Here is a 23,252-nt window from a genome sequence, read left to right on the forward strand (position 1 = left end):
AGAAGGAAACGACGATGAGCGTGGTGAACGTGTTGAGCGGCGGCGCCGCCGCGGCAGTGGTCAAGGGCGTGCAGGCGCGGTTCGAGCAGGAAACCGGCGCGCGGGTGAACGGCACGTTCAGCGCCGTCGGCCAGATGCGCGACCAGCTGCTGGCCGGCACGCCGTGCGACCTGGTGATCCTGACGAAGCCGCTGGTGGCGAAGCTGATCGAGTCCGGCCACGTGGTCGCCGGTTCGGCGAAGTCGCTGGGGCTGGTCAGGACCGGCGTCGCCGTGCCGGCAGGCGCGAGCCGGCCGAAGATCGGCAACCGCGAGGAGCTGGCGGCGGCGTTCCGCGCGGCGAGCGAGATCTACCATCCCGACCCCGAGAAGGCCACGGCGGGCATCCATTTCATGAACGTGCTGAAGGCGCTGGGGCTGGACCAGGAGCTGCAGGCCGCGTTGCGCCCGTACCCGAACGGCGCCACCGCCATGGCGGAGATGGCGAAGTCGAAGTCGCCCCATGTCATCGGCTGCACCCAGGAGACCGAAATCAATTACACGGAGGGCGTCGACCTCGTGGGCTCGCTGCCGAAGGAGTTCGAGCTGGCGACCGATTACACGCTGGGCGTCTGCACCAGGGCGCAGCATCCGGAGCTGGCGGGCAAGCTCGCCGCGATGGTCGCCGGCGCCGCCAGCGAGGCGATCCGCCGGCAAGGCGGCTTCGAATTCTGAGCCGCTGCCGCTCCCGCGCCTGCAACCGGACGGGGTGAGTCGCGCGTCAACCGGCCCGTGGCGCCTGCGGCGCCCGTGCCTGCTGCCTTTGCCACAGGAGCGCCGCAACGATCAGGGCCAGCGTCAGCGCCTGCCAGGCGAGCCCCTGCGCCGTGGCGTGGATTCCCAGCAGCGGCAATTCGACGAAGCCGACGGCCGTCGCCTTCACGACGCCCGCCTCCTGCAGCGCCGCGACGCCATGGCCGACGAACACGAACGCCATGGCGACCAGCAGCGCCGACATCACCACAAAGAAGGGGCCGACCGGCAGCCGCACGCTGTACTTCAGGATCGCCCAGCCGAGCACCGCCAGCAGCACGGCCGCCACGGCGATGCCACCCGTGAACGCACCGCGCCCGTCCGTGCCGACCTGGGCCCACAGCGCCTGGTAGAACAGGATGATCTCGAACAGCTCGCGGTAGACGGCCAGGAAGGACACGCCGGCCATGGCCCACAGCGTGCGCTTGCCGAGCGCCGCCGTGACCTGGTGCTGGATGAAGGCCTGCCAGGCCTGGGCATTCGACTTGCCGTGCAACCAGTAGCCGACGTACAGCAGCATCGCAGCGGCCAGCAACGCCGCGACGCCCTCGGTCAGTTCGCGGTTGGCGCCCGAGATCTGCACGACATGCGTCGCCACCAGCCAGGTCGCGCCGCCCAGCGCCATCGCCGCGATCCAGCCGGCGTGGATGTATGGCAGCGCATCGCGCCGCCCGGTCTTGATGACGAACGCGACGATGGCCGCCAGCACCAGGATCGCCTCCAGCCCTTCGCGCAGCAGGATCAGCAGCGCGCTGGCGAAGGCGCCCGACGGCGACAGCGAGCCGGCGCCCAGCTTCTCCTGCGCCCGATCCAGCATCGCCTTCAGGCGCTGGACATGCTCGGCCACCGCATCCACGGGCCGGCCCTGGTCCAGCAGCGTGCGCAGCGCCATCATCTCGCGCTCGATGTCCGTGCGCAGCGGGCCATCGACGTTGTCCAGGCTGGCCTCGACCAGTTCGAAGCCTTCCAGGTAGGCGGTTATCGCCGCCTGGCGTGCGCCGGCGGCGTCGCCCCGCCGCCACGCAGCCACGGTCTCATCGAGCTTGCTGCGCGTGAGTTCCAGCGGTGCCGGGCCGGCTGACTGCAGCACCTGCGGATTCGCCGTCAGCCAGGCCCGCACCGCGTCCAGGTCGGCGCTCTTTCCCGCCACTTCGCCAGGCGCGGCCGTGACCATCGCCCGCAGGCTGCCCAGTTCGGGCTTGCCCACCCCCTGGCCCCACAGCGCCTCGCCGCGGCCCAGCACCTGCGGTTGCGCCCGCATGGCGCTGACGAAGAACGCCAGCGCCCAGCGGTCCGCGTCGCTCAGTTCGGCGAATGCCCGCATCGGCGTGCCGCCGACGCCCAGCGTGATGGTGTTGTACAGGCCGTAGATGCTGCGCACGTTCATGCGCGCCTGGTCGTGGAAATCGCTGGGCGCGGGCTCCATGCCTTTCGCGGCAGGACCGTCACCGTGTCCCTGTGCGCCGTGGCAGGCCGCGCATTGCGCGGCGAACAGCGATGCGGCTCGCTGCAGGTCGGGCGCCTGGCGCGGTGCCACGACCAGGCCATAGACGCGGATCACGTCCGATCGCACGCCGTTCGCCAGCGCGGCCACTTCCGCGCCGGGGGCCTTGGCCTCGATGCGCTGCAACAGCGTCCTTGCCTGGCCGACGACCGCCGCCTGCCCCGGTGCCGGCAACTGCTGCAGCAATTCGATGGCACGCCCGGCGAACTCGCGCTGCTCCCGGTACTCGGCCTCGTCCACCACCTTGCCGTCCTGGACGAACTCGGGGTAGTCGACGGCCACGTAGTCGAGCAGGTGGACGACGGTCTGGGCCTGCTCGACCGGCGAGGCGGCGACCGCGACGGCCGCGAACGCGAGGCCGGCGGCGAGCCAGCGAAGCCATGGAAGGCAAACGGCTGGCCGGCGGTGGGAAAGGGTGCTCATCAGTTGTCCGACTCCGTGGCAAGGGCATTGGCCCCGTGGTGCGTTACATATCAAATAATAACTATTCTCATTTAAAACGCAAGCACCGAAGAAACCCGATGAACCTGACCAGCTCCATCCCACCCCTCGCCTTTCGTCCCACCGTCCTCGCCATCGCCACCCTGTGCGCCGCCAGCGCCGCCGCCGCCCAGCAAGCGAGCTTGCTCGAGCAGGTCGTCGTGCGCGGCGACGCGCAGCGCAGCTTCAGCTCGCGCGACGTCCAGGTCGGCGCATTCCGCGACCAGGATCCGCTGGACGTGCCGCTCACCAACAACGTCGTCACGCGCGAGGTGCTGGACGCCCAGGGGGCGCGCACCGTCTACGGCGCCTTGCGCAACACGGCGGGGGTCACTCGCTCGCAGCTGAGCGGGTCCACTTACGACAACATCTCGATTCGCGGCATCCTGGTGGAGAACCGCGGCAACTACCGCCTGAACGGCACGCTGCCGATCGTCAACCTGATCGACATCCCGCTGGAGAACAAGGACCGGGTCGAAGTGCTCAAGGGCGCCTCGTCGATGTATTACGGGCTGGTGCCGCCCAGCGGCATCGTCAATTTCGTCACCAAGCGCGCCGGCCTGGCGCCCGTGACCAGCATCGAATCGTCGGTCAACAACCACGGCGCGGTCGACGTTCATGCCGACGTGGGCCGGCGCTTTGCGCAGGGCCGCATGGGCCTGCGCGTGAACGCCGTGGCCGGCAAGGAGGACATCGGGATAGACCGCTTCGACGGCGACCGCGGGCTGCTCTCGCTGGCCTACGACTGGCGAGTCAGTCCCGCCTTCACGCTGAAGGCCGACCTGGAGCACTACCGCAAGGACGTCAGCGAACAGGCGGCGATCGCCAATCCACCGGCCGTCGCCGGGGTGCTCAGGCTGCCGCCGATCCCCGGCAACCGGCGCAATCTCGCCGGCCAGTGGCAGCGCTACGACGCAAAGGCCAGCAACGCGCTGCTGCGCGGCGACTTCGCGATCAACGACAACTGGATGGTGACGCTGGAGACGGGCCGAGCCGAGACCGAGCGCGACCGGCGCTACTCGCAATTCCAGAACTACGATCTGGCCACCGGTGACGGCCAGTTGCGGATCTTCTTCGCCAACGGCCAGCGCTACACCAACACGAACCATCGGGTCGAGAGCCTGGGACGGTTTGCGGCACTGGGCGTGCAGCACGAGTTGACGGTGGGTTACACCTACAACCAGCGCGAGGCGTATTCGGGCGACAGCGCCCCCGTCGCGAACGTCGCGCAGAACCTGTACCACCCGGTCGCGCCGGCGCCGATCACGCCCGCCGCCTTCTCCCGCGGCAGCGACTCCGCCATCCGCGACAAAGGGCTCTACATGGTCGACCGCCTGCTGATCGGCGCGAAGTGGCAGGTGCTCGCGGGGCTGCGCGCCGCCGACTACTCCAACACCAGTGCGACTTCGAGCTACAGCGCCAGCAAGACCTCGCCCAATGTCTCGGTGCTGTTCAAGCCCGATCCCACCACCAGCCTCTACGCCAGCTACCTCGAAGGCCTGGAAGAAACTGGCACGGCGCCGGCCAACCGCGCCAACAACGGCGAAATTCTCCCGCCGGCCGTCAACAAGCAGAAAGAGATCGGTATCAAGACCCGCGCGCTCGGTCCTTACCTTGCGCAGCTGGCGCTGTTCCAGATCGACCGGCCGCAGACCACGGTGGACGCCGGCAATCGCTTCATCCTGGGCGGCAAGAGCCGCTATCGCGGGCTGGAAGGCTCGGTGAGCGGCGAGATCGGGCGCGACTGGAGCGTGATCGCCTCCATGCTGCTGCTGGATGCCAGGATCGCGTCGGTCGGCGCGGCCAACGCCGGCGAGCTGGGCAAGATCCCGGAGAACACGCCGCGCCGCACGGCCAGCCTGTTCGCCGAATACCGCCTGCCGCAGGTGCCGGGGCTGGCACTGTCCGCCGGCGCGTTCCACGTCGGCAAGCGCGCGGTGAACAATCTCAACCAGGCCTTCGTCGGCAGTTACACCACCTTGTCGCTGGGCGCACGCTACGTCGCGAAGCTGGCCGGCCGGCCGGTCACGCTGCAGGCCAGCCTCGACAACGCCGCCGACCGCGACTACTGGGCAACGGCCGGCAACGGCCTGCTCGGCGCCAGCCTGCCGCGCACGCTGCGCGTCGGCATGAAGGTCGACCTCTGATGCACGCGGCCGCGCGGCGCTGGTGGCTGCGCCTGCATCGCTGGCTGGGCCTCGGCCTGGGGCTGGCCCTGGCCGTGGTGGCCTTCACCGGCGCGTCGATGATCGTGCTGGAGCCGCTGGACCAGCGGCTGCACCGCGAGCTGTTCGCCGCCGCGACGCCGGACGCACCGCCGGCGTCGCTGGACGCGATGCGCCTGGCGGTGGTGCAGCGCCACGGCGCGCAAGCCAGCTTCACCATGCGCCCGCCCCGGGCGCCCGGCGACACGTTCTGGGTCCGCGTCAACGGACCCTGGCACGGCACGGTCTATGTCGACCCCTCTACCGCGAGCATCCTGGGCCACCGCGGCGAGCGCGAAGGCGTGTTCAACTTCCTGTTCGAGCTGCACAGCACCTTGCTGCTCGGCGACGCCGGCAAGCCGCTGTTGGCGGTGATCGCCCTGTCCTACCTGTTCCTGCTGGCGACGGGCCTGGTGCTCTGGTGGCCCAGGAACTGGCGGCAGGCGTGGCGCATGCGGTTCGACGGTGGCGCGACCCGTTCGCTGTTCGACCTGCACCGCGTGGCTGGTTCGCTGCTGGGCATCGTCATCGCGGTGTCGGTCGCCAGCGGTGCCTACATGGCGTGGAAGCCGCTGTCACGCCTGGTCACCGCGATCTCGGGCGATGCCCCAGCCAAGCCACCGGTCGTCACGTCCGTGCCCGGCGCCGCCGCCTCGCTGCAGGCCATGGCACGCACCGCACAGGCGCTCTTCCCGCAAGCGGCCATCGGCTACGTCCAGTTCACGCCACAGCCGTCCAAGCCGGTGCGCTTTCGCTTGAAGCTGCCGGATGATCCGCACCCGAACGGCCTCACGTCCGTCTGGTTCCACCCGGTCACCGGTGCCGTGCTCGCGCTCCACCGCTGGGACGAACTCGACGCCGGCACCAAGGGCAATTCATACATGTACCCGCTGCACACCGGCGAGCTGGGCGGCGTTGCGCACGAGGTGCTGAACGCCGTCTGCGGCTTCGCGCTCTTCGGGCTGGGCCTCACCGGCACCTGGTTGTGGTGGCGACGCCGGCGCACGAGGGGCCCCGCCCCGGCGCAGCGCGCCGGATCGGCGTGGCGGCGCCATCCCTTCTGACCCGCGACGGCGCCGCTACAGATCGACCTGCAGCGTCGCCAGCACGCCGCGTCCCGGCTGCGGCATCCGCCCCTGGCTGTAATCGACCCCGCGGAAGTAGTAGTCGCGATCCAGCAGGTTGTTGATCCCGAGGCCCGCCTTCATCCGGGTTCCCTTCCACGCGAACGCGTAGCCCACCTGCGCATTCCAGACCACGTAGGACGGGATGCGGCCCACGGAGCCGGTCGCATTCTCGGTCGACGTGTTGGCTCCATCGCTGTACATGTCGCTCTGGTAATGGCCGTTCAGGTTCCAGGTCCAGCCATCGCTGCGCCAGGTCGCCTGCACGCCGAGCTGGCGGCGCGGCGCGTACGGCAACTCCTTGCCCGCGAAGGCGCCCGACTGCTGCTCGGTGTCAACAAGGGTATACGCGGCACCGACCTCGAGTCCGCGCACCGCCTGCGGCCGCCATTTCGCCTCCAGCTCGGCGCCCTGGTGCCGTGCCTGGCCCAGGTTGCGGAAGCCGACGGTGGCATTGACGAATTCCAGCTTGTTGTCGAACTGGAAGCGGAACGCCGTGGCGGCGAAGTCCAGTTGCGGCGTGGCGGCCCAGCGCAAGCCGGCCTCGTAATTCTTCGCGCGCTCCGCCGCCAGGTCGCCGCCGAAGGTGATCTGCGTGAACTGCACCGGACGCAGCGACCGGTGCGCATTGGCGAAGAGGAACAGCGCGTCCGTTGCCTGCCAGCCGATGTCCAGCCCGGGCAACCAGTCTTTCGTCGTGTCGTTGGTCCGGGTGCCTGCCGCGTTGTTGCGATAGGCGAGCCGCACGTCTTCATGGCGCACGCCCGGCGTGATCTTCAGCCGCCCGTCCAGCAGCGAGATCGTGTCGCTGAGGTAGGCGGCGTAGGCGTCGTTCTCGAAGCGCCAGTCGCGCGGCACGGCGTAGGCGCCGGTGGCCAGGTTGGTGGCGTCGACCTTGTAGTCCACCTCTTCGCGCATGTAGCGCAAGCCTGCCATCAGCTTCTGCCTGACCGGCCCGGAGAGATCCAGGCTCACGCTGGGCTCGGTGCCGTAGACGCGAAACTGGCGCGGCGACGATTGCCGCAGGGTCGAGGCTGCATCGGCGCTGGCGGCGTTGCCGAAGGCGAAGATCCGCTCGCTGCGATGGCCGAAATTCTTCCACTGCACCTGCGCGCCGCCGGCCAGCTTGTGGGTGACCGTCAGGTGGGCGCGCGTCGTGTCGCCGTCGAAGCGGTCCAGTGGCCGGGTCGACTGCTCGCGGTCCTGGGCGTAGGCGCGCGGCGTGAGGGCGCCGGGCAGTTCGTTGCGCGTCGTGTAATGCTGGACACCGGCCTTCAGGTCGGTGCGGTCGGTCGGAAACCATTCGGCGTCGAGCGACAGGTTGCGCACCGAGGTCTTCGAATGCGCGCGTTCGCCCTCCCCCTCGATCGCATTGGCCTGCACCTGGAGCCCGAGGCTTTCGCCGACGAAGCCGCCCAGCCGTGCGTAGCTGTCGGTCAGCACGCGTCCCGACCTGGCCACCGATACGCTCTCCTTCGCGGTGAAGGTGCGCTCGTTCGGGATCCGCTTGGTCACGAAGTTGATCACCCCGCCGACGTTGTTCGGGCCGTAGTGCACCGCCACGCCGCCGCGGGCGACGTCGACCGCCTGCACGGCCTGCAGCGTCAGCGGAAAGAGCGACGCGCCGGTCTGCCCGTACGGCGCCAGCGTCAGGGGAATGCCGTCCTGCAGCAGCAGGACCTGCTCGCTGCGCAAGGGATTGAGGCCGCGCACCCCGATGTTGGGCAGGATGCCGGTGCCGCTTTCGTCGGCGATGGCGAGGCCCGGCACCTGCCGCAAGGCGTCCTCGAGGGTGCGGCTGCCGCTGTCGGCGAGCTCGTTCTCGGTCAGGACGGTGCGGGCCCCTGGGTGCTTGCGAGCCACGGCCGGGGTCGGCGGGCCGAGCCAGTCTGACGTGACCACCACGGGCGGCAGCGTGGCGGCACCGGCGGCAGTCTGGGCGGTGGCCGCGCCGCTGCCGAGCAGCGTAGCGATGGCCAGCAGGACCGGGGAGCGGCGGAGCCGGCGAGGAGTTTCTTCATTCATGAGGGCAATCCTGTGTTGTTGAGCTTGTTCATTCGCATGCTTGTAAATGCGAATGATTCGCATTATAGTGAGCCAACTTTTCCGCACGCAAGCGCCACCTAGAGGGAACAGATGAGCACCAATCGCGCGTCACGTCACGATTCCAGCCTCCTCGCCGCCGCCGACGTCGGCAGCATCAGCTGTTCGGCCGAAGGCGTGATCACCGTCGCCGTGGGCTACGTCAGCCTGCGACTGGAGGGGCCGGCCTTCCGCGAACTCCATGCCTTGATCACGGCCGCCAAGCAGCGCCTGGACCTGGAGCCGGCCGCCGGTTCAGCGCTCGCCCGTCCCGCGCTGCCGGGCCTGCACTAGGGCGGGCCCACATGTGCACCAGCGAATCCACGCCGCCGAACATCCTGGTGCGGCCCGGCACTGGCGGCCTGGCGCCGGCCGCGCGGTTGCCGGCGCCCGCTGCGGCGCTGCCCACGACGGGCGCCGGCTCGCGGCGTCGCCGCCTCTGGGACCTGGACGGCCACGCGCACTGCCCCGTGCTCGGCGTGTGCCTTCCGCTGCCGGTGCTGCGCAAGCTCGCCCGGAAGGTGCTGGGGCAGCAAGCACCCGCCGACGATTACGAACTGCATTGCACCGCCGTGGCCGAGTGCAAGCAGCGCAGCGCGCTCGGCGCAGCCGTGCAGCGCGAACTGGATGCGCGCTACCAGCAGGCCGTGCGGCAGTCGGCACTGGCCAAGACCGACGAGGCGCTGGCGGCCTGGTGGCAGCAGGCGCTCGAGCGGCATGACATCGCCGGGCCGCTCTGGGCCACCCTCACCCATCCCCGCTGCACGCCGCAGCTCGCTAAGCAGGTGGAGGGCGACGTCCACATGCTGCAGCACCAGGTGGGCATGGCCACGCGGGTCGACCTGCTGCGGTTCGACGCGCTGGTGAAGGAAAACGCCGCTCTCGTGCGCGAGCTCGCGGCGGCCAATCAGCGCAGCATCCGCCAGGAGCAGGAGCAAACGCGACTTGGCCAGCTGCAGCAAGCTGAGATGGCAAGGCTGCGCACGCAGCTGATCGGCCATGAATCGACCGCCGCGCGATTGCGGCACGAGCTGAGCCGGCTCGAAGCCGCCGCCCGCGACCTGCCCGCGCGACTGGCGCTGGCCCGTGAACGCGACGAGCTGCGCCAGCGCCAGAATGAACTGCAGCAGATCGTGCTCCAGGCCCGGTCGGAAGCAAACCGGCAGCGCCGGAGGGCCGAGGAAGCCGAAGCGATGCAGCAGTGCATTGCGCCGAAGCCGCAGCGCGCCGACGCGGACCAGCTGCCGGCACTGGCCGAGCGCGCGATCCTTTGCGTGGGCGGCCGCCCGGCGAGCGTGCCGGCCTATCGCCAACTGGTCGAGCGAACCGGCGGCCGCTTCCTGCATCACGACGGCGGCGTCGAGGACAACGCCTCCAGGCTCGACACGACCTTGTCGGCCGCGGACCTCGTGATCTGCCAGACCGGCTGCATCAGCCACAGCGCCTACTGGCGGGTGAAGGACCATTGCAAGCGCACCGGCAAGCGCTGCATCTTCGTCGTGAACCCGAGCACCGCCGGACTGGCGCGAGCGCTGCAGGCATTCGCTCCAGCCGCCGAGCCGGGCGGGGACCGTCCTGCAACGACGCCGGTCAGCTGACCTCGCTCATCTGCGACTGCAGATAGCGCTGCGACCCCACCTTGCCGAGACCGTGAGCTCGTTCCTGAGCTGGGTCTGCAGAAGCTGGATGACCTGTGGATCGTCTTGCATTGGTGCCCCCTCGGAGCACGGCTGGCGATTGTGTCATGCCGACGATCAAGGCGTGGTCGACGGAATGCAGGTAAGGTCCACTCATGAAGATCGGTGAGCTTGCCGCGGCATCGGACACCGCCGTCGAAACCGTCCGCTATTACGAGCGCGAGGGACTCCTGCCCGCGCCGGCGCGCACTGACTCGAACTACCGCTCCTACGACGGCGACCACCTGGCCCGATTGCAGTTCATCCGGTACTGCCGCGGCCTGGACATGTCGCTCGACGAGATCCGGGTGCTCCTGCGCCTGAAGGACTCGCCGCACGAGAACTGCGCGGACGTGAACGCGGTACTGGACGAGCACATCGGCCACGTGAGCCGGCGCATCCGCGAATTGCGTGCGCTCGAGAAGGAACTCGGGGAACTGCGCGCCCAGTGCCAGGAGGCGCGGGAAGCGCAGGACTGCGGCATCCTCGAACGGCTGGCACGAGCCTCGAACACACCGAAGAAGGCTCCCGCCAGCCCTCACCTCAAGGACGTCCATCGAGCGGCTTGACCCTGGAGCGGCTTCAGGGTTTCCAATGGCGGGACCAAGAGGAAACCACCGATGTCCGCCACCTGCAGTTGCCAGTCCGGCTGTTCCAGCGCCCCCGCCGACCCGCGCTTTCGCAAGGCGCTGTGGGTCGCCCTGGTCCTCAACGCCTTGATGTTCCTGGTCGAGCTGGGGGCCTCCTGGGCGTCAGGATCGGTTTCGCTGATGGCCGACTCGGTCGACTTCTTCGGCGATGCCGCCAACTACGCCATCTCGCTGGCGGTGCTCGCCATGGCGGCTTCGGTGCGGTCGAAAGCGGCCATCGTCAAGGCGGCCACCATGGGTGCGTTCGGCGTCTTCGTCCTCGCCAAGGCGCTCTACAACCTGCAGGCCGGCGTCGCGCCGGAGCCGATCACCATGGGCGCGGTGGGACTGGCCGCGCTCGCCGTCAACGCGGGGGTCGCCCTGATGCTGTTCCGCTTCCGCTCGGGCGACGCCAACATGCGCTCGGTCTGGATCTGCTCGCGCAACGACGCCCTCGGCAACGTCGCCGTCATGCTGGCCGCGGCCGGCGTGTTCGGCACCGGCAGCGCCTGGCCCGACCTGGCAGTCGCCGGCGTGATGGGCGTGCTGGCGATTGCCGGCGCAAGCACCGTGCTGAGCCATGCCCGCCGGGAGCTGGGTGGAGGTGCGGCACACGCTCGCTGAACGTCCCGGCCGGGATGGTGCCGTCACCGGCGGCGCGCTTCAGTCAATCGGCGGCTGCGGCAGCGGCTCGCCCGCCCCGGTGCGCTCCAGGATCAGGCCGTAGTGCTCCGGCCGGCGGTGCTTGCCGAAATTGAAGATGTTCTGGCGGTACAGCTCGCCCAGGCGCAGGTCGGCATTGGCGGTGATCACCTCGTCGTCCTCGCTCAGCGTCCGCGCCACGATCTCGCCGGTCGGAGCGACGATGACCGAACTGCCGAACATGTGGAAGCCGTCCTCGCTGCCGCACTTGGCCGCCGCCGCCACCCACATGCCGTTCATGTGGGCGTTGCCTTGCAGCGCCAGCAGGTGCGTGGTCGTGCGCAGGTGCGTCGGCTCGTCCCAGTTGATGTTGTACGACGGCGTGTTGTAGCCCAGCACCACCAGCTCGGCGCCCTGGAGTGCCATCACGCGGTAGGTCTCCGGCCAGCGCCGGTCGTTGCAGATGCACATGCCCAGCCGCGCGCCCATGGTGTCCCACACGCCGAAGCCGCGGTCGCCCACCTGGAAGTACTTCTTCTCCAGGTGCTGGAACGGCACGCCTTCCTTGCGCTCGGCGTGGCCCGGCAGGTGGATCTTGCGGTATTTGCCGACGATGGTGCCGGACGGATCGACCAGGATCGCCGTGTTGAATGGCCGGCCGTCGCGCGTCAACTCCGCGTACCCCAGGTGGAAGCCGATCTCCAGCCTTCTCGCCTCGTCGAACAGCGGCTGGACGACCGGGTTGGGCATCGCGGTCTCGAAGAACCTGGCTTGCGCCTCCTGCTCGTCCATCCAGTAACGCGGGAAGAAGGTGGTGAGTGCGAGCTCGGGGAACACCACGAGCCGGGCCCCGCGCCCCTTGGCCTCGCGCATCATCTGCAGCAGGCGTTTGACCACCGATTCGCGCGAGTCGCGCAGGTGCACGGGCCCCAGCTGGGCCACGGCCAGGGCGATCGTTCGTTTCTCGTTCAAGCTTGTCTCTCCATTGGTGTGTGGCAGCGCCGGATCGCCGTCCGGGCCAGCGCATCGATCGAATCTGTCAGGACGGCGCCGAACTCGCCGCGGCTGGCGTGGGGCACCGCCAACGGCAGTTCGGTGCAGCCGAGCACCACCGCCCGGGCGCCGCGTGCGACCAGCCGCCTTATGCAGGCAGCCGCCGGCGCGAACCCCCGTTCGGCGTCGTTCGCCTTGACGGCGTCGATCGCTTCCGCGCACAGCCGCACCTCCTCGGGTTCGGTCGGCAGCACCGGGAAGCCATGCCGCCGCAGCGGCTCGCCGTAGAGGTCCAGCTGCAGCGTCGCGGCGGTACCCATCAGGCCGACGCGGCAGCCGGCGACGCCGAGGCGCTCCAGGTCGTCGCGGACCGACTCGACGATGTGCAGCACGGGCAGGCTGGTGGCGGCCGCGAGCTGGTCGTACCAGAGATGGGCGGTGTTGCAGGGGATCGCGATGAGGGTCGCGCCGGCGCGTTCCAGCAGGCGCAAGCCGGCGACCATCGCCGGCAGCGGATCCTCACCCTGCCCGAGCCGGGCCGAGGAGCGGTCCGGCACGCGCGGATCGTTGCACAGGACGAGCGGGATGTGGTCCTGGTCGCGCGCCGCCGGCGTGAGGGCCACCATTCGGCTCGCGAAGGTCGCGCCCGCCATCGGCCCCATTCCGCCCAGTACCCCCAGCACCTGCACGTTCTTGACTTCGTTCATTCATTCGCCGCGACAGCGGCATCGGTAACGCGGCCGTGGCGATCATACCCACCGCCGAGCGGCGGCCACCGTTGCGGCCCCGAGCCGTGAACGTGCCGGCCGCCAGTGCCGCGCCTCCCTACGGATTCCGGCTGTATGCCCATTGAGTAATTTCCTTAAACCATCCCAGGCACACAAACGATGCGCCGTCTGGTACCAAACGTAATTTCTGCTTCACGATTGATCGACCGGATACGCCTTCGCAAGCTCGGCACGTGAGGGCTTTCCCCAACAACGTCGAGGCGCTCGAATTCAGCCGTTTCCCTCGACCAGCAGTGGCTCAGCCATACACGGCAACGCGCGCCCCTGCGGAGGCTGATCTCCATTGCTTCGTGAACAAAAACACGCGTACGGTTCCGACCCACGGAGTGTTGTAGGCCAACTCTCCTTACACCTGTAGGACGTGCCGCGCGCTTTTGTCGGACGCGTCCTACTAGACTCGACCTCGTTCGCGGTTCGGAGGCCTGAAAGAGTTCTGGCGCCGGTCGGCGAAAGGCCGGTGCCGCGACGCTCCGGGGTCGTTGCGAAGGTGCACGAGGCGCTTGCCACACGCCAACGCTCTCACCACGTTTTTACAAGTAGTTGAGAAATGCAAAGACGCTTTTTCCTCCTGTCCAGCTCTGCGGCCGCAGCCCTCGCACTCACCGGTTGCGGAGGCGGCGCGGACGAAGAGTCGCTTGCCGCCCTCGGCGGAGAGGATGCAGGCCCGCTGCGCGGCCGCAAGAAGCCGGCGCCCGCGCCCGCACCCGCGCCCGCACCCGCACCCGCACCCGCGCCTGCACCGGCGCCCGTGACCGAGCCCGCGCCGGCCCCGACGACCGACCCTGCCACCCTCGCCATCGCCTACCCGTTCGGCGCGCGACTGGCCGCCTACAAGGCCGGCATCAAGCCGACCCAGAGCGCCTCCAGCATGGACACGCTGCTGAAGAACCACTACGACGCCTGGAAGGCGCACGCGATCGTGCCGGCCACCTCCATCGTGGCCGGCGGCTATGCCGTGCAGTTCTCCAACACCACCTACATGACGGTGTCCGAGGGCATGGGCTACGGCATGCTGCTGGCCGTGCTGTTCGCCGGCCACGACCCCAAGGCGCGCGAGCTGTTCGACGGCCTGCTGGCCGTGGTGCGCGCCCGCCCGGCCTTTGCCATCGTGCCGTTCGACCCCAACGGCAAGTGGCTGATGGACTGGCGCCTCAACGCCAACGGCAGTTCCGCCGGCGAGGGCTGGAACGCGGTGGACGGCGACCTGGACATCGCCATGGCGCTGCTGATGGCCGACCGCCAGTGGGGCTCGGCGGGCACCTGGAACTACCTGCAGGAAGCAAGGAACACCATCGCGGCCATCAAGAGCTGGAACATGTGGACCGACGGCACCCTCAAGGGCCTGCGCAACCCGGAGAACAACCGCACCTCCGACTACATGATCGGCCACTTCCGCGCCTTCAAGGCCGCCACCGGCGACACCTTGTGGGACAAGGCGGTGGACCGCGCGTACTGGCTGCTCGATCGCATGCAGACCGTGTACTCGCCCGGGGTGGGCCTGATGCCCGACTTCGTGATCAACACCAACACGGCCACGCCCTCCCCGTCCACCGGCTACATCGGCGACGGCAACGACAAGGAAGGCTACTTCTGGTGGAACGCGTGCCGCAATCCGTGGCGCTTCGCGTCGGACTACCTGCTGTCGGGTGACGCGCGCTTCCAGCTGGTGACCAGCCGCATGATCGACTTCTTCAAGGCCAGCTCGGGCGGCGATCCGCTCAGGATCGGCACCGGCTACGACCTGGCCGGCAAGATGCTCACCGGTGGCAACAGCCCGGCCTACCACGGCCCGATCTGCGCCGGCGCCTGCGTCGACGCGCGCTTCCAGGGCTTCCTGGACACGATGTGGAACTGGAACGCCAGCCACATGACCACCGGCTACTACGACGGGGAAATCCAGCTGCTGTCGATGGTGGTCGCCTCGGGCAACTGGTGGACCCCGGGCGCGCCGGCCGGCGGCACGCCCACGCCGACCGAGACGACGACGCAGCCGACGACCACCGAGCCGGCCCCCACCACCAGCGGCACCAACTTGGTGGCCAACGGCGACTTCGCCAGCGCGATGAACGGCTGGCAGAACTGGGGTAATGCGGTGGTGGCTGGCGGCGCGCTGAACGTCGGCACCGCCGCCGGCGGCTGCGGCCAGAACATCTTGGGCAAGGCCACGGCCGGCGCGAAGTACCAGTTGACGGCGACGGCCAACGTCACGGCGGTGGCCGAAGGCGTGTTCGTTGGGGTGAAGGTGCTGGACAGCGCCGGCGGCGTGCTGCTGGACCAGGTCAAGGTCGTCAGCTCGCTGACGCCGCAGTCCGTCGCCATCGCCTTCACCGCCCCGCAAGGCGCGGCCGGCTTCCAGGTCTACGTCTGGAAGAACCAGAACGCGGCGATCGGCGTGGTGGACAACATGTCCCTCACGGCCGTCGCCGCCTGACCTGCCTATGCGAAAACGGGGCGTCGCGCTCGGCGCGATGCCCCGCAATCCCGGATGCCGCGTTCCTTACCCGACGGCGACCAGGCTCAGTTTCTGCACCAGCGCCAGGGCCCCGTTCGCGTTCTTCCAGACGAACACGAAGCCGCTGGTAGCGCCCTGCGGTGCGGTGAAGCCGACCGAGCCGCTGGCGGGCGTCAGCGAGTTCAGGAGATGCATCTGATCCAGCACCACGCCGCCCCAGCTGTTCATCAACTTCACGCCCACGAAGACCCCTTCGGACGGAGCCGTGAGATGGCCGGTGATGCCGACCTGGTACTTGCGACCGGCCGTGATCTTGCCGGCGATGTTCTGCGCGACGCCGCCGGCGCCGGTGCCGACGTTCATCACGCCACCCGACACCCACGAGTTGCCCCAGTTCTCCCAGTTGCCCATGCCGCTGGCGAAGTTGCCGTTGACCAGCAGTTCGGAGCCGCCCGTGGCCGGGGCGGTCGGCGCCGGCTGGCCCGTCGTGCCGCCGCTGCCGGCAGGCGCCAGCGACAGGTTGTCGACCACGCCGACCGCACCGCCGGCGTTCTTCCACACGAACACGTAGCCGCTGGTCGCGCCTTGGGGCGCGGTGAAGGAGATCGACACGCCGGTGGGCGATTGCGAATCCACCTTCTGCAACTGGTCTACCAGCACGCCGCCCCACTGGTCCATCAGCTTGACGCCGACATACACGCCATCTCCGGCGCCGGTGACGTTGGCGGTGCCCGTGAGCTGGTACTTGGTGCCCGCGGCGAGCTTGCCGCCCACGTGCTGCGCCGCGCCGCCGGCGCCGGCGCCCACGTTGAGCGCGCCGGCGGCGACCCAGGCGTTGCCCCAGTTCTCCCAGTTGGCCATGCCGGAGGCGAAGTCGCCGTTGGCGAGCACGTTGCCGCCGGCCGGTGCCGGCGCCGGTTGCTGCGGCGCCGTCTGCTGCTGGCCATCGGTCACCGTCCCGCCGCCGCTGCCGAACGAGCCGGCCGGCGTCCACCAGTTGCCCGAGGCCACCACCATCGACAGCAGCTGGATCTCGCTGTCGTAGTAGCCGGTCGTCAGGTGGGTGGCGTTCCAGTTCCACATCGCGTCGAGGAACCCCTGGAAGCGGGCGTCGGTGCAGGCACCGGCGCAGATCGGGCCATGGTAGGCGCCGCTGTTGCCGCCGGTCAGCAGCCGGCCGTCCAGCGCATAGCCGGTGCCGATGCGCATCGGGTCACCGCCGGAGGTACGCTGGAAGAAATCGATCATCCGGCCCGTGACCTGCTGGAGGCGCCAGTCGCCCGACAGCACGTAGTCGGACGCGAAGCGCCACGGATTGCGGCACGCGTTCCACCAGAAGAACCCTTCCTTGTCGTTGCCGTCGCCGATGTAGCCGGTCGACGGAGTCGGCCAGCCGCTGTCGGCGTTCATCACGAAGTCGGGCATCAGGCCGACGCCGGCCGAGAACGAGTTCTGCAGGTGGTTGGTCAGCCAGTAGGCGCGGTCCACGGCCTTGTCCCACAGGCCGTCGCCGGTCGCGGCCTTGAAGGCGCGGAAGTGGCCGGTCATGTAGTCCGACGTGCGGTTGTGGCTGCGGTTGGCCAGGCCCTCCATCGTGCCGTCGGCCTTGACGTTCCAGGACTTGATGGCCTCGATGGTGTTCTTGCCCTCCTGCAGGTAGTTCCAGCCGCTGGACGAACCCCACTGCTTGTCGGCCATCAGCAGCGCCAGCGCGATGTCGAGATCGCCGTCCAGCGCGTTCCAGCCCTGGCCCATCGACGAACCGTTGGAGGCGAGCTTCCAGTCCATCAGATACTTGCCGCCCGGGTTGTGCGGCGTCACCGCCCACGCCGGCCGGGCGCGCACGACGGCGAGCAGGCCATCGAAGATGCTGCGGGCGTTCGGATCGTGGCCCGCGAACAGCACGGTGAGCAGCATGCCGTAGCCCATGGCTTCGGAAACCGTGAGGGTGTTCCACTGCGATGACTGCACGGCATAGCCGCCCGGCGCGATCCAGCCGACCGGCACCACCCGCGCCGCCTTCCAGGCGTCGTACTGGCGGCGCAGCAGGTCGTCCATGGTCCATGCGCTCTGCGACGGCAGGATGCCGGCCGAGTACCCGGTGAGGCGGGCGCCGAAGGGGTAGCGCACGCTGGACGTCGGCGTTGCCGTGCTGTCCTGCTTGGCCGCGCGGCTGGGCGCGCGGACCGCGGTGTCGCCGGTCGCGGCAGCCGTCACGGCGCCGCCGGCGGAAGGGTCGGTCGCCACCGGCCCCGTACTGCGCAAGGCGCCGGTCTCGGTGAGGCTGGCGTCGAGTTGCCCGTCGGCGCCACCGCCGCCGCCGCAGGCCGTGAGGCCAGCCGTGGCGATCGAAGCGGAGCCGGACAGGAGGAAGTTGCGTCTCTTCATTTCAAAGCTTGTAAGTGAGTTCGCTGGACGATGGCACCGGCGGCTGCACCCTGAGCGAGGGGAGCTCTGCCGGAGCGGCGAAATGGTCCGCCGGATCGCGGACCTGGGCGGCCAAGCTCGGGCTCAGCCAACGAGGGGCGACTGTAGTAGGAGATCGCCGACAAACCGCGGAACCCGGCGCCTACAGATGTAAGGAAACTTCGCGTCGAAACGCCCCGAGCCGCGTGTCATTTTTCACGGCACGCGTCTTGCGGGCGTCGTCCGGCGGATACCCCGCGGAGTGGCTTGAAATCCCCAGGAGCCCAAGCATGTCAACGGATGAGCGCCTCGGGATTACCCTGACCGAGCTCGGCAGGAATGCCTCAAGCAGGGGGCGCTGCCGGCTGCGGCCAGCTCAAGCGACGATGCAGAACTTACGTTTTTCCACGGCACGTCGCCAGTGGGCGCGGGAGAGTGTGAGGCTTTGTTGCGGCGCGAGCCGCGCGATCAGGACAGCAGCCGGCGCCTGATTTCCGCCGCGTCGAGCACCTCCAGCGGCAGCGCGCCGCCACCCGGTATCCGGACCTGCGTGGCATTGAGCAGCATGGCCACCATCACGTACGTGCCCGACAGGACCGTCAGATCGATGACGGCCTGCTCGCCCATGGCCGTGACCGTCTCCCGCCACAAGGCGTCGGGCACGCGGTGATTCAGCGTGAGCTGCACGCAATAGTCGTACACCAGCCGCTCATCCTGGCGCATGGCCACCGGACGGCGGCAGGCGCGCAGGTCGGCCATCACGGCGTCGGCCAATCCCGCCTTTCGGGCAATGGTCTCGTGCGCCCACCACTCGTACTGCGCATTGGCGATGCGGGCCTGGATCAGGATGGCGAACTCGTTCAGGCGCTTGTCGACCGAGGTCTTGAAGCGCAGGTAGTCGAGCAGGTCGAAGGCGCGCCGCGCCATGTCGGGACTGCGCAGCAGCGCGTTGTACGGGCCGCCGAGGGCGGCGCTGGAGACCTTGAGGATGTCGTCGGCGAGCGGCCGCACGGCTGGCGGCAGTTCGTCGTAGGCAAGTTGGGCGAGGCGTTCGGACATCGGCCGATTCTGTATGGCGGCAGCGGCCCGCCGATGAGTGCATACCCCAGGGCTCGCGCGGCGAGCTCATGAGCGCGCGTCCGACGCCAAGCCGGCTTTCACCGTGCCCCGAGCGCCAGCTTGAGCGTCACTTCCTTGCCGGCACTGGCTTCCACCTGCTCGGGCGCCCCGGCGACCGCCCGGGCGGGGTCGACGCCGCCCTCCTTCAAGGCGGCCAGCACGGCGTCCGCGCGATGCGTGCCCAGTTGCGCCAGTGCGCCCGGGGCCAGCGGCTGCTCGCGGTTCAAGCGCCCGATCAGTTTGCCGTAGAACGCGCTCGCGTCGGCCACCTGCGGCTCGCCCTGGATCATCTTGCCGACGCGCTGCAGCAGGGGCAGCCTGTCCTGGGCCGCCGGCGCCTTGGCCGCGCCGGCGCTCGCCGCAGGCACGGGCGCAGGGGCCACCGCTTCGGCCGCCTTCTTCTCACGGTCGAGGTCCGCCTCGCCGAAGCGGGCCGCGTACAGCTCGCGCACGGCGCTGCGCATGGACCGGCTGCCCAGGTCCACCGGTCCCGGCTCCTCGCCAGGCTGCAGCTTGACGCCGGCGCGGCGCGCGATCTCCATGCGAACGGCCCGTGCGCGCATCGCGGCGCCGTCCGCGGCTTCACTGTAGTGGCCCGGCACCGAGAGCCTGAGCTGCGGACGCCTGGCCAGCAGTTGCGCGATCTGCTTCAACTTCTCGCGCTCGGGCGGCAGCAGCCTGTCGCTGCCGGGGTCGAAGGCGATGCCTTCCAGCTTCTCGCCACTGATGCCCAGCAGCGCGCCGATGGCGCGGAACGGCGCCGTGACGATCTTCGTCAGCACGGTGCCGATGGCCTTCCAGATCAGCGCCCCGTAGCTGAACTGCGGATCGTCGAGGTTGCCGGACACCGGCAGGCCCAGGTCGATGCGCCCGTCGCTGTCCTTCAGCAGGGCGATCGCCAGTTCCAGCGGCAACTTCAGCGCGTCCGGGCTGTCCACGCGCTCGCCGAGCGTCAGCTTGTCGATGACGATCTGGTTCTCGCCCGCCAATTGCCGGCCGCGCACCTTGTATTGCAGGTCCAGCGAGATCTTGCCCTCGGCGATGCGGTAGCCGGCGAACTTCATCGCATAGGGCGAAGTCGGCACCATGTCCACGTTCCTGAACACGACGTTGACGTCGGTGTTGTCGGCCGGCGCGAACGGATTGAGTTCGCCGCGCACGCGGGCCAGGCCGAATTCGTCGACCCGTCCGTCCAGTTCGACCTGGCTGCGCGACTGGCGGTTCGAAGACAGGCCATTGACGACCCCGTTCAGCTCGTAGATCTTGGCGGCGAACTGCGGCCGCAGGCTCAGGTCGGTGAAGTCCAGCTTTGCGTCCTGCACGCGCACCCGCCGCACCCGTACCGGGAACGGGTCCTCGTCGCCGCGAGCCGCCGTGGCCGCCGCCGGCGCGGGCTGCGCCGCCGGCCGCACCAGCAGGCGCGCGGCATTCAGGCTGCGGTCGTCCTCGATGATCAGCTTGGCGTTGGGCGCCACCACGCGCAACTCGGGGATGTCCAGCCGGTTCGGGTTGAGGCTGGCGGTGAAGCTGTCGGCCCGCACGTCCTGCCATGACGCGAACGCGTCGCCATCGACTTCGTTCAGCGCGAGGCCGGCCACGTTGAGCCCGCCCGCGTAACGCAGGCTCGCAGCCCCGTTCTTGCCGGTGGCGCCGGTGATGCGCCCTTGCGCCGACACGTTGCCACCGGCGATCTTCAGCTTGAGGTGCTGCGCCAGCAAGGGCTGCAGCGGGGCCAGCGCCAATTGCCTGACCCGCACCGCCGCCTGCAGCGCCCCGGTGCCCGGCACCACGCTGCCCTGCGCCGAGAGCTGCCCGCCTTCGCGCAGGCTCAGGCTGGCGTCGAACTTCACCGGCTGCTTCAGGTCGGTGCCGGCGCCGGCGAGCTTGACGGCCAGGTCATTCACCCGCACTTTCACGCCGGAGGCCTGGTCGTGCACGTCGGCGCTGAACTTCGCCAGATCCACGCTCGTGGCCATCGCGCTCCACGGCGGGCCGGAGTCCGCGACCGGCGGCGCCGCGGGGGCCGAGGCGAACTTCGGCAAGAGCTCCAGCAGGTCGAGCTCACCCTTCGCATTGCGGGTCAATTGCAGCTGGCCGCCTTGGACGTGGACGCGGCCGAGCATCGCGCGGCGAGCCGCGAGATCGAGCGTTCCGTCGCTGAACCCCGCTTGCGCCAGCCTGATCGGCGTCTGCTTGCCGCTGGCAAACACCAGGTCGTGCGCCGAGAACGCCATGTCCGCGAGCTTCACCTGCAGGTCGGCGCCCCTCTGTTGCGCCGTTGCCTGCAACTGAAGCCGCAGCCGGCCCGCGTCCAGCCGCGCCGGCGGACTGACGGTCTCGTCCACGGCCGCCAGCGCCAGGTCATCCAGCAGCACCTGGTTCACCGCCAGTTTCCAGTCGTCGACGGCGACCTCGCGCTGGGCGGGGGCAGCCGCGGCCCGGCCCGCCGCAGCAACCATCAGCCTGGCAAGATCCAGTTCGCCCCTGGCGTCGCGCCGCACGGCGAGCCGGCCGCCTTCGGCCCGCACCCCGGCCACGGTGGCCTCGCGCCGCGCGAGATCGGCGTCGACGCCCTCGACCTGCAGGCGCGTCAGGGCGGCGAACGCATCGCTGGCGCCTTCGCGCGCCAGCGCCAGGTCGCCCAGGGCGAGCTTGGCGCCGGCCAGGGCCGCTTCGAACCTGCCGTCGGCGTACGAGAACCGATACGGCAGCGTGGCCGACAGCTTTCCCGCGGCGATCCGCGCCGTCGTGTACGACCGGAGGTACACCGAAACTTCCGGCAGCGAGACGTTCTCCAGCGTCAGCTCGCCGCTGCCGCGGATCGGATCGACCGTGGCGGTTCCCTTCCAGTGCACCTTGCCGCCGCGCGCCGACTGTGCGCTGAAGGTATGCGTGTCGGCCTCGCCCGGCAGCGTGCTGAAGTCGGTCAGCGTGAAGGCGATCGGCTCGAAGACGTTGTCGTAGCCGGCACGCCGGTCGTGCATCTCCACCTTGCCCTGCTCCAGCGCGAAGTGGTCGATGACCAGGCGCGGCAGGCCCGTCTCCTTCTCGTCGCGCGGCTGCCGGTTGATCGTGTCCAGCAGGTCGGCCAGGTTGAACCGCCCCTCGGGCGAGATCACCAGGTTGGCCCTGGGCGCCGTGAGCCGGATGGCGGCAAAGCTCCACGCGCGCTGCACCAGCGAGCGCCACTGGAATTCGACATCCAGCGCATCGAGCCGCAGCAGCGGGGCGCCATCCGCCTCGGCCAGCCGCAGGTCGCGCGCCGCCAGCCGCAAGGTGAAGGGGTTGAATTCGACCTCGGCCACCGAAGCCTGGCGCGCCAGCTGCGACTGCGCGATCTTCGGCAACTGATCCTTGACGAGGAAAGGCACCAGCCAGAAACCCGCCGCGGCGTAAAGGGCGACGAGGCCCAATGCGCCCGCCACCCATCGCCTCCACCGGAACTTGAACGACCGCATGTCCTTGCCTTTGGCTGTCCAGCGACGCTGGGCAACTTCAAGAATAGCGCGCCGGGGGATCTTGCAGAAGCCCTGCAGGTTCGCACCGCATGTCCTCACGCGCCCCATCGGGAGCTGATTGACTGCCGTCAAGGAAAGCGACCCCGCGCACCCTATACATCCGTTGGTGGCACCGCAGCAACCGGTAGCCGAAGGTTCGCCGGCCAGTCTCGCGGGACTGCCAACCAGGGAGAAATCACCATGCTGTTCGTCACGAAACCGCTGAGCACAAGCACTCCTGGCGTCGCGGAAGACGCGCGCCGGGCCACGGCCCAGGCGCTGGAGAAGGCCGGTGAACTGGCCGCCGATACCGGCCGCAAGGTGCGCGCCGGCCTCGAGGACGCAAGCGCCACGGCGCAATACCAGCTGGACCGCTACGGCCGGCTGAGCCGGCGTTTCGTCGCGGACCGCCCGCTGGCATCGGCGCTGATCGCGGCCGCCGCCGGCGCCGCGGTCGTGGCGGTGGCGCTCGCGCTGCTGCGCAAGCGGCACGATCGGTACTGAAAACGCAAGCACGCCGGTGCACGAGGAATCCCCCATGAACCACGCGCGAACACTCGCATTCGCCCTGCTGGCCGGCGCGACGATGGTCGGCACCGGCTGCGCCGTCATCCGCGGGCAGGAAACCGTCGGCGCCTATGTCGACGACGCGACCATCACGGCGCAGGTCAAGACCAAGCTGGTCGAAGACAAGACCGTCGACGCCGGCGCGGTGAAGGTCGAGACCCTCAATGGCACCGTGTCGCTGTCCGGCTTCGCGAAATCCAGCGCCGAAAAGGCGCAGGCCGAATACCTCGCGCGCAGCACGAAGGGCGTGCAGCAGGTGCTCAACGGGTTGGCCGTGCGGCCCTGAGCCTCGCGCCGA

The 23,252-nt window shown here is 69.4% G+C and carries 17 protein-coding genes; 10 read left to right on the forward strand and 7 right to left on the reverse strand.

The window, feature by feature from the left end; all coding sequences use genetic code 11:
- The first annotated feature begins 14 nt into the window (after window positions 1-14).
- Complete coding sequence (locus RAMLITH_RS03260; protein ID WP_168105875.1) at window positions 15-713, forward strand: molybdate ABC transporter substrate-binding protein; 699 nt, start codon at window positions 15-17, stop codon at window positions 711-713.
- A 46-nt stretch (window positions 714-759) separates the two neighbouring features.
- Here the strand turns inward: RAMLITH_RS03260 and RAMLITH_RS03265 are convergent, their stop codons facing one another.
- Window positions 760-2,718 carry a cytochrome c/FTR1 family iron permease gene (locus RAMLITH_RS03265; RefSeq protein WP_168105876.1) on the reverse strand — a complete coding sequence of 653 codons (1,959 nt, stop codon included), beginning with the start codon at window positions 2,716-2,718 and terminating at the stop codon, window positions 760-762.
- A gap of 98 nt (window positions 2,719-2,816) precedes the next feature.
- Between RAMLITH_RS03265 and RAMLITH_RS03270 the strand changes: the two genes are divergently transcribed.
- A complete protein-coding gene (locus RAMLITH_RS03270) occupies window positions 2,817-4,922 on the forward strand; it encodes a TonB-dependent siderophore receptor (RefSeq protein ID WP_168105877.1) in 2,106 nt (701 codons plus the stop codon).
- Window positions 4,922-6,043, forward strand: coding sequence for a PepSY-associated TM helix domain-containing protein (locus tag RAMLITH_RS03275; RefSeq protein WP_168105878.1), 1,122 nt, complete (start codon window positions 4,922-4,924; stop codon window positions 6,041-6,043). Before RAMLITH_RS03270 ends, RAMLITH_RS03275 begins: the two co-directional genes overlap by 1 nt.
- A gap of 15 nt (window positions 6,044-6,058) precedes the next feature.
- Here the strand turns inward: RAMLITH_RS03275 and RAMLITH_RS03280 are convergent, their stop codons facing one another.
- Entirely contained in the window at window positions 6,059-8,128 is a 2,070-nt protein-coding gene (locus RAMLITH_RS03280; protein WP_168105879.1) for a TonB-dependent receptor family protein, read from the reverse strand.
- Between the two features lie 111 nt (window positions 8,129-8,239).
- On the opposite strand from RAMLITH_RS03280, the gene RAMLITH_RS03285 reads away from it, so the two are divergent.
- The 4 genes from RAMLITH_RS03285 to RAMLITH_RS03300 all read left to right on the forward strand — a co-directional run bounded on the left by RAMLITH_RS03285 (window position 8,240) and on the right by RAMLITH_RS03300 (window position 11,114).
- Window positions 8,240-8,479, forward strand: a complete 240-nt coding sequence (locus RAMLITH_RS03285; RefSeq protein WP_168105880.1) for a hypothetical protein — start codon at window positions 8,240-8,242, stop codon at window positions 8,477-8,479.
- Window positions 8,480-8,490: 11 nt separating this feature from the next.
- Window positions 8,491-9,783: a DUF2325 domain-containing protein gene (locus RAMLITH_RS03290; protein ID WP_168105881.1), complete on the forward strand. Its 1,293-nt coding sequence runs from the start codon at window positions 8,491-8,493 to the stop codon at window positions 9,781-9,783.
- 194 nt (window positions 9,784-9,977) lie between these two features.
- The gene (gene cadR / locus RAMLITH_RS03295; RefSeq protein WP_168105882.1) at window positions 9,978-10,430 is read left to right on the forward strand and encodes a Cd(II)/Pb(II)-responsive transcriptional regulator; all 453 of its coding nucleotides are present in this window, start codon (window positions 9,978-9,980) and stop codon (window positions 10,428-10,430) included.
- 51 nt (window positions 10,431-10,481) lie between these two features.
- Window positions 10,482-11,114: a cation efflux transmembrane domain-containing protein gene (locus RAMLITH_RS03300; RefSeq protein ID WP_168105883.1), complete on the forward strand. Its 633-nt coding sequence runs from the start codon at window positions 10,482-10,484 to the stop codon at window positions 11,112-11,114.
- 39 nt (window positions 11,115-11,153) lie between these two features.
- On the opposite strand, the gene RAMLITH_RS03305 is transcribed toward RAMLITH_RS03300, so the two are convergent.
- The gene (locus RAMLITH_RS03305; protein ID WP_181956247.1) at window positions 11,154-12,104 is read right to left on the reverse strand and encodes an N-carbamoyl-D-amino-acid hydrolase; all 951 of its coding nucleotides are present in this window, start codon (window positions 12,102-12,104) and stop codon (window positions 11,154-11,156) included.
- Window positions 12,101-12,832: a cysteate racemase gene (cuyB, locus tag RAMLITH_RS03310; protein ID WP_168105884.1), complete on the reverse strand. Its 732-nt coding sequence runs from the start codon at window positions 12,830-12,832 to the stop codon at window positions 12,101-12,103. The genes RAMLITH_RS03305 and cuyB overlap by 4 nt, the downstream gene beginning before the upstream one ends.
- 829 nt (window positions 12,833-13,661) lie before the next feature.
- Here cuyB and RAMLITH_RS03315 point away from each other — a divergent pair.
- A complete protein-coding gene (locus RAMLITH_RS03315) occupies window positions 13,662-15,344 on the forward strand; it encodes a glycosyl hydrolase family 8 (RefSeq protein ID WP_181017739.1) in 1,683 nt (560 codons plus the stop codon).
- 66 nt (window positions 15,345-15,410) lie between these two features.
- Here the strand turns inward: RAMLITH_RS03315 and RAMLITH_RS03320 are convergent, their stop codons facing one another.
- The 3 genes from RAMLITH_RS03320 to RAMLITH_RS03330 form a co-directional block, all read right to left on the reverse strand.
- Complete coding sequence (locus tag RAMLITH_RS03320; protein WP_168105886.1) at window positions 15,411-17,753, reverse strand: glycosyl hydrolase family 8; 2,343 nt, start codon at window positions 17,751-17,753, stop codon at window positions 15,411-15,413.
- Window positions 17,754-18,239: 486 nt separating this feature from the next.
- A complete protein-coding gene (locus RAMLITH_RS03325; protein WP_168105887.1) occupies window positions 18,240-18,830 on the reverse strand; it encodes a carboxymuconolactone decarboxylase family protein in 591 nt (196 codons plus the stop codon).
- Window positions 18,831-18,928: 98 nt separating this feature from the next.
- Window positions 18,929-22,348: a DUF748 domain-containing protein gene (locus RAMLITH_RS03330; RefSeq protein WP_168105888.1), complete on the reverse strand. Its 3,420-nt coding sequence runs from the start codon at window positions 22,346-22,348 to the stop codon at window positions 18,929-18,931.
- A gap of 240 nt (window positions 22,349-22,588) precedes the next feature.
- On the opposite strand from RAMLITH_RS03330, the gene RAMLITH_RS03335 reads away from it, so the two are divergent.
- Window positions 22,589-22,891, forward strand: a complete 303-nt coding sequence (locus tag RAMLITH_RS03335; protein WP_168105889.1) for a hypothetical protein — start codon at window positions 22,589-22,591, stop codon at window positions 22,889-22,891.
- Window positions 22,892-22,925: 34 nt separating this feature from the next.
- Window positions 22,926-23,240, forward strand: coding sequence for a BON domain-containing protein (locus tag RAMLITH_RS03340; protein WP_168105890.1), 315 nt, complete (start codon window positions 22,926-22,928; stop codon window positions 23,238-23,240).
- The last annotated feature ends 12 nt before the right edge of the window (window positions 23,241-23,252 follow it).

This window comes from Ramlibacter lithotrophicus, from assembly GCF_012184415.1.
Lineage (GTDB): Bacteria > Pseudomonadota > Gammaproteobacteria > Burkholderiales > Burkholderiaceae_C > Ramlibacter > Ramlibacter lithotrophicus.

Excerpts from the sequence above, each read along its gene's own strand:
- RAMLITH_RS03290 (WP_168105881.1), top strand. The coding sequence starts at position 8,491 with ATGTGCACCAGCGAATCCACGCCGCCGAACATCCTGGTGCGGCCCGGC.
- RAMLITH_RS03320 (WP_168105886.1), bottom strand. The coding sequence starts at position 17,753 with ATGAAGAGACGCAACTTCCTCCTGTCCGGCTCCGCTTCGATCGCCACG.
- RAMLITH_RS03260 (WP_168105875.1), top strand. The coding sequence starts at position 15 with ATGAGCGTGGTGAACGTGTTGAGCGGCGGCGCCGCCGCGGCAGTGGTC.
- RAMLITH_RS03300 (WP_168105883.1), top strand. The coding sequence starts at position 10,482 with ATGTCCGCCACCTGCAGTTGCCAGTCCGGCTGTTCCAGCGCCCCCGCC.
- RAMLITH_RS03325 (WP_168105887.1), bottom strand. The coding sequence starts at position 18,830 with ATGTCCGAACGCCTCGCCCAACTTGCCTACGACGAACTGCCGCCAGCC.
- RAMLITH_RS03285 (WP_168105880.1), top strand. The coding sequence starts at position 8,240 with ATGAGCACCAATCGCGCGTCACGTCACGATTCCAGCCTCCTCGCCGCC.
- RAMLITH_RS03335 (WP_168105889.1), top strand. The coding sequence starts at position 22,589 with ATGCTGTTCGTCACGAAACCGCTGAGCACAAGCACTCCTGGCGTCGCG.
- cuyB (WP_168105884.1), bottom strand. The coding sequence starts at position 12,832 with ATGAACGAAGTCAAGAACGTGCAGGTGCTGGGGGTACTGGGCGGAATG.
- RAMLITH_RS03330 (WP_168105888.1), bottom strand. The coding sequence starts at position 22,348 with ATGCGGTCGTTCAAGTTCCGGTGGAGGCGATGGGTGGCGGGCGCATTG.
- RAMLITH_RS03270 (WP_168105877.1), top strand. The coding sequence starts at position 2,817 with ATGAACCTGACCAGCTCCATCCCACCCCTCGCCTTTCGTCCCACCGTC.
- RAMLITH_RS03275 (WP_168105878.1), top strand. The coding sequence starts at position 4,922 with ATGCACGCGGCCGCGCGGCGCTGGTGGCTGCGCCTGCATCGCTGGCTG.
- RAMLITH_RS03280 (WP_168105879.1), bottom strand. The coding sequence starts at position 8,128 with ATGAATGAAGAAACTCCTCGCCGGCTCCGCCGCTCCCCGGTCCTGCTG.
- RAMLITH_RS03265 (WP_168105876.1), bottom strand. The coding sequence starts at position 2,718 with ATGAGCACCCTTTCCCACCGCCGGCCAGCCGTTTGCCTTCCATGGCTT.
- RAMLITH_RS03340 (WP_168105890.1), top strand. The coding sequence starts at position 22,926 with ATGAACCACGCGCGAACACTCGCATTCGCCCTGCTGGCCGGCGCGACG.
- cadR (WP_168105882.1), top strand. The coding sequence starts at position 9,978 with ATGAAGATCGGTGAGCTTGCCGCGGCATCGGACACCGCCGTCGAAACC.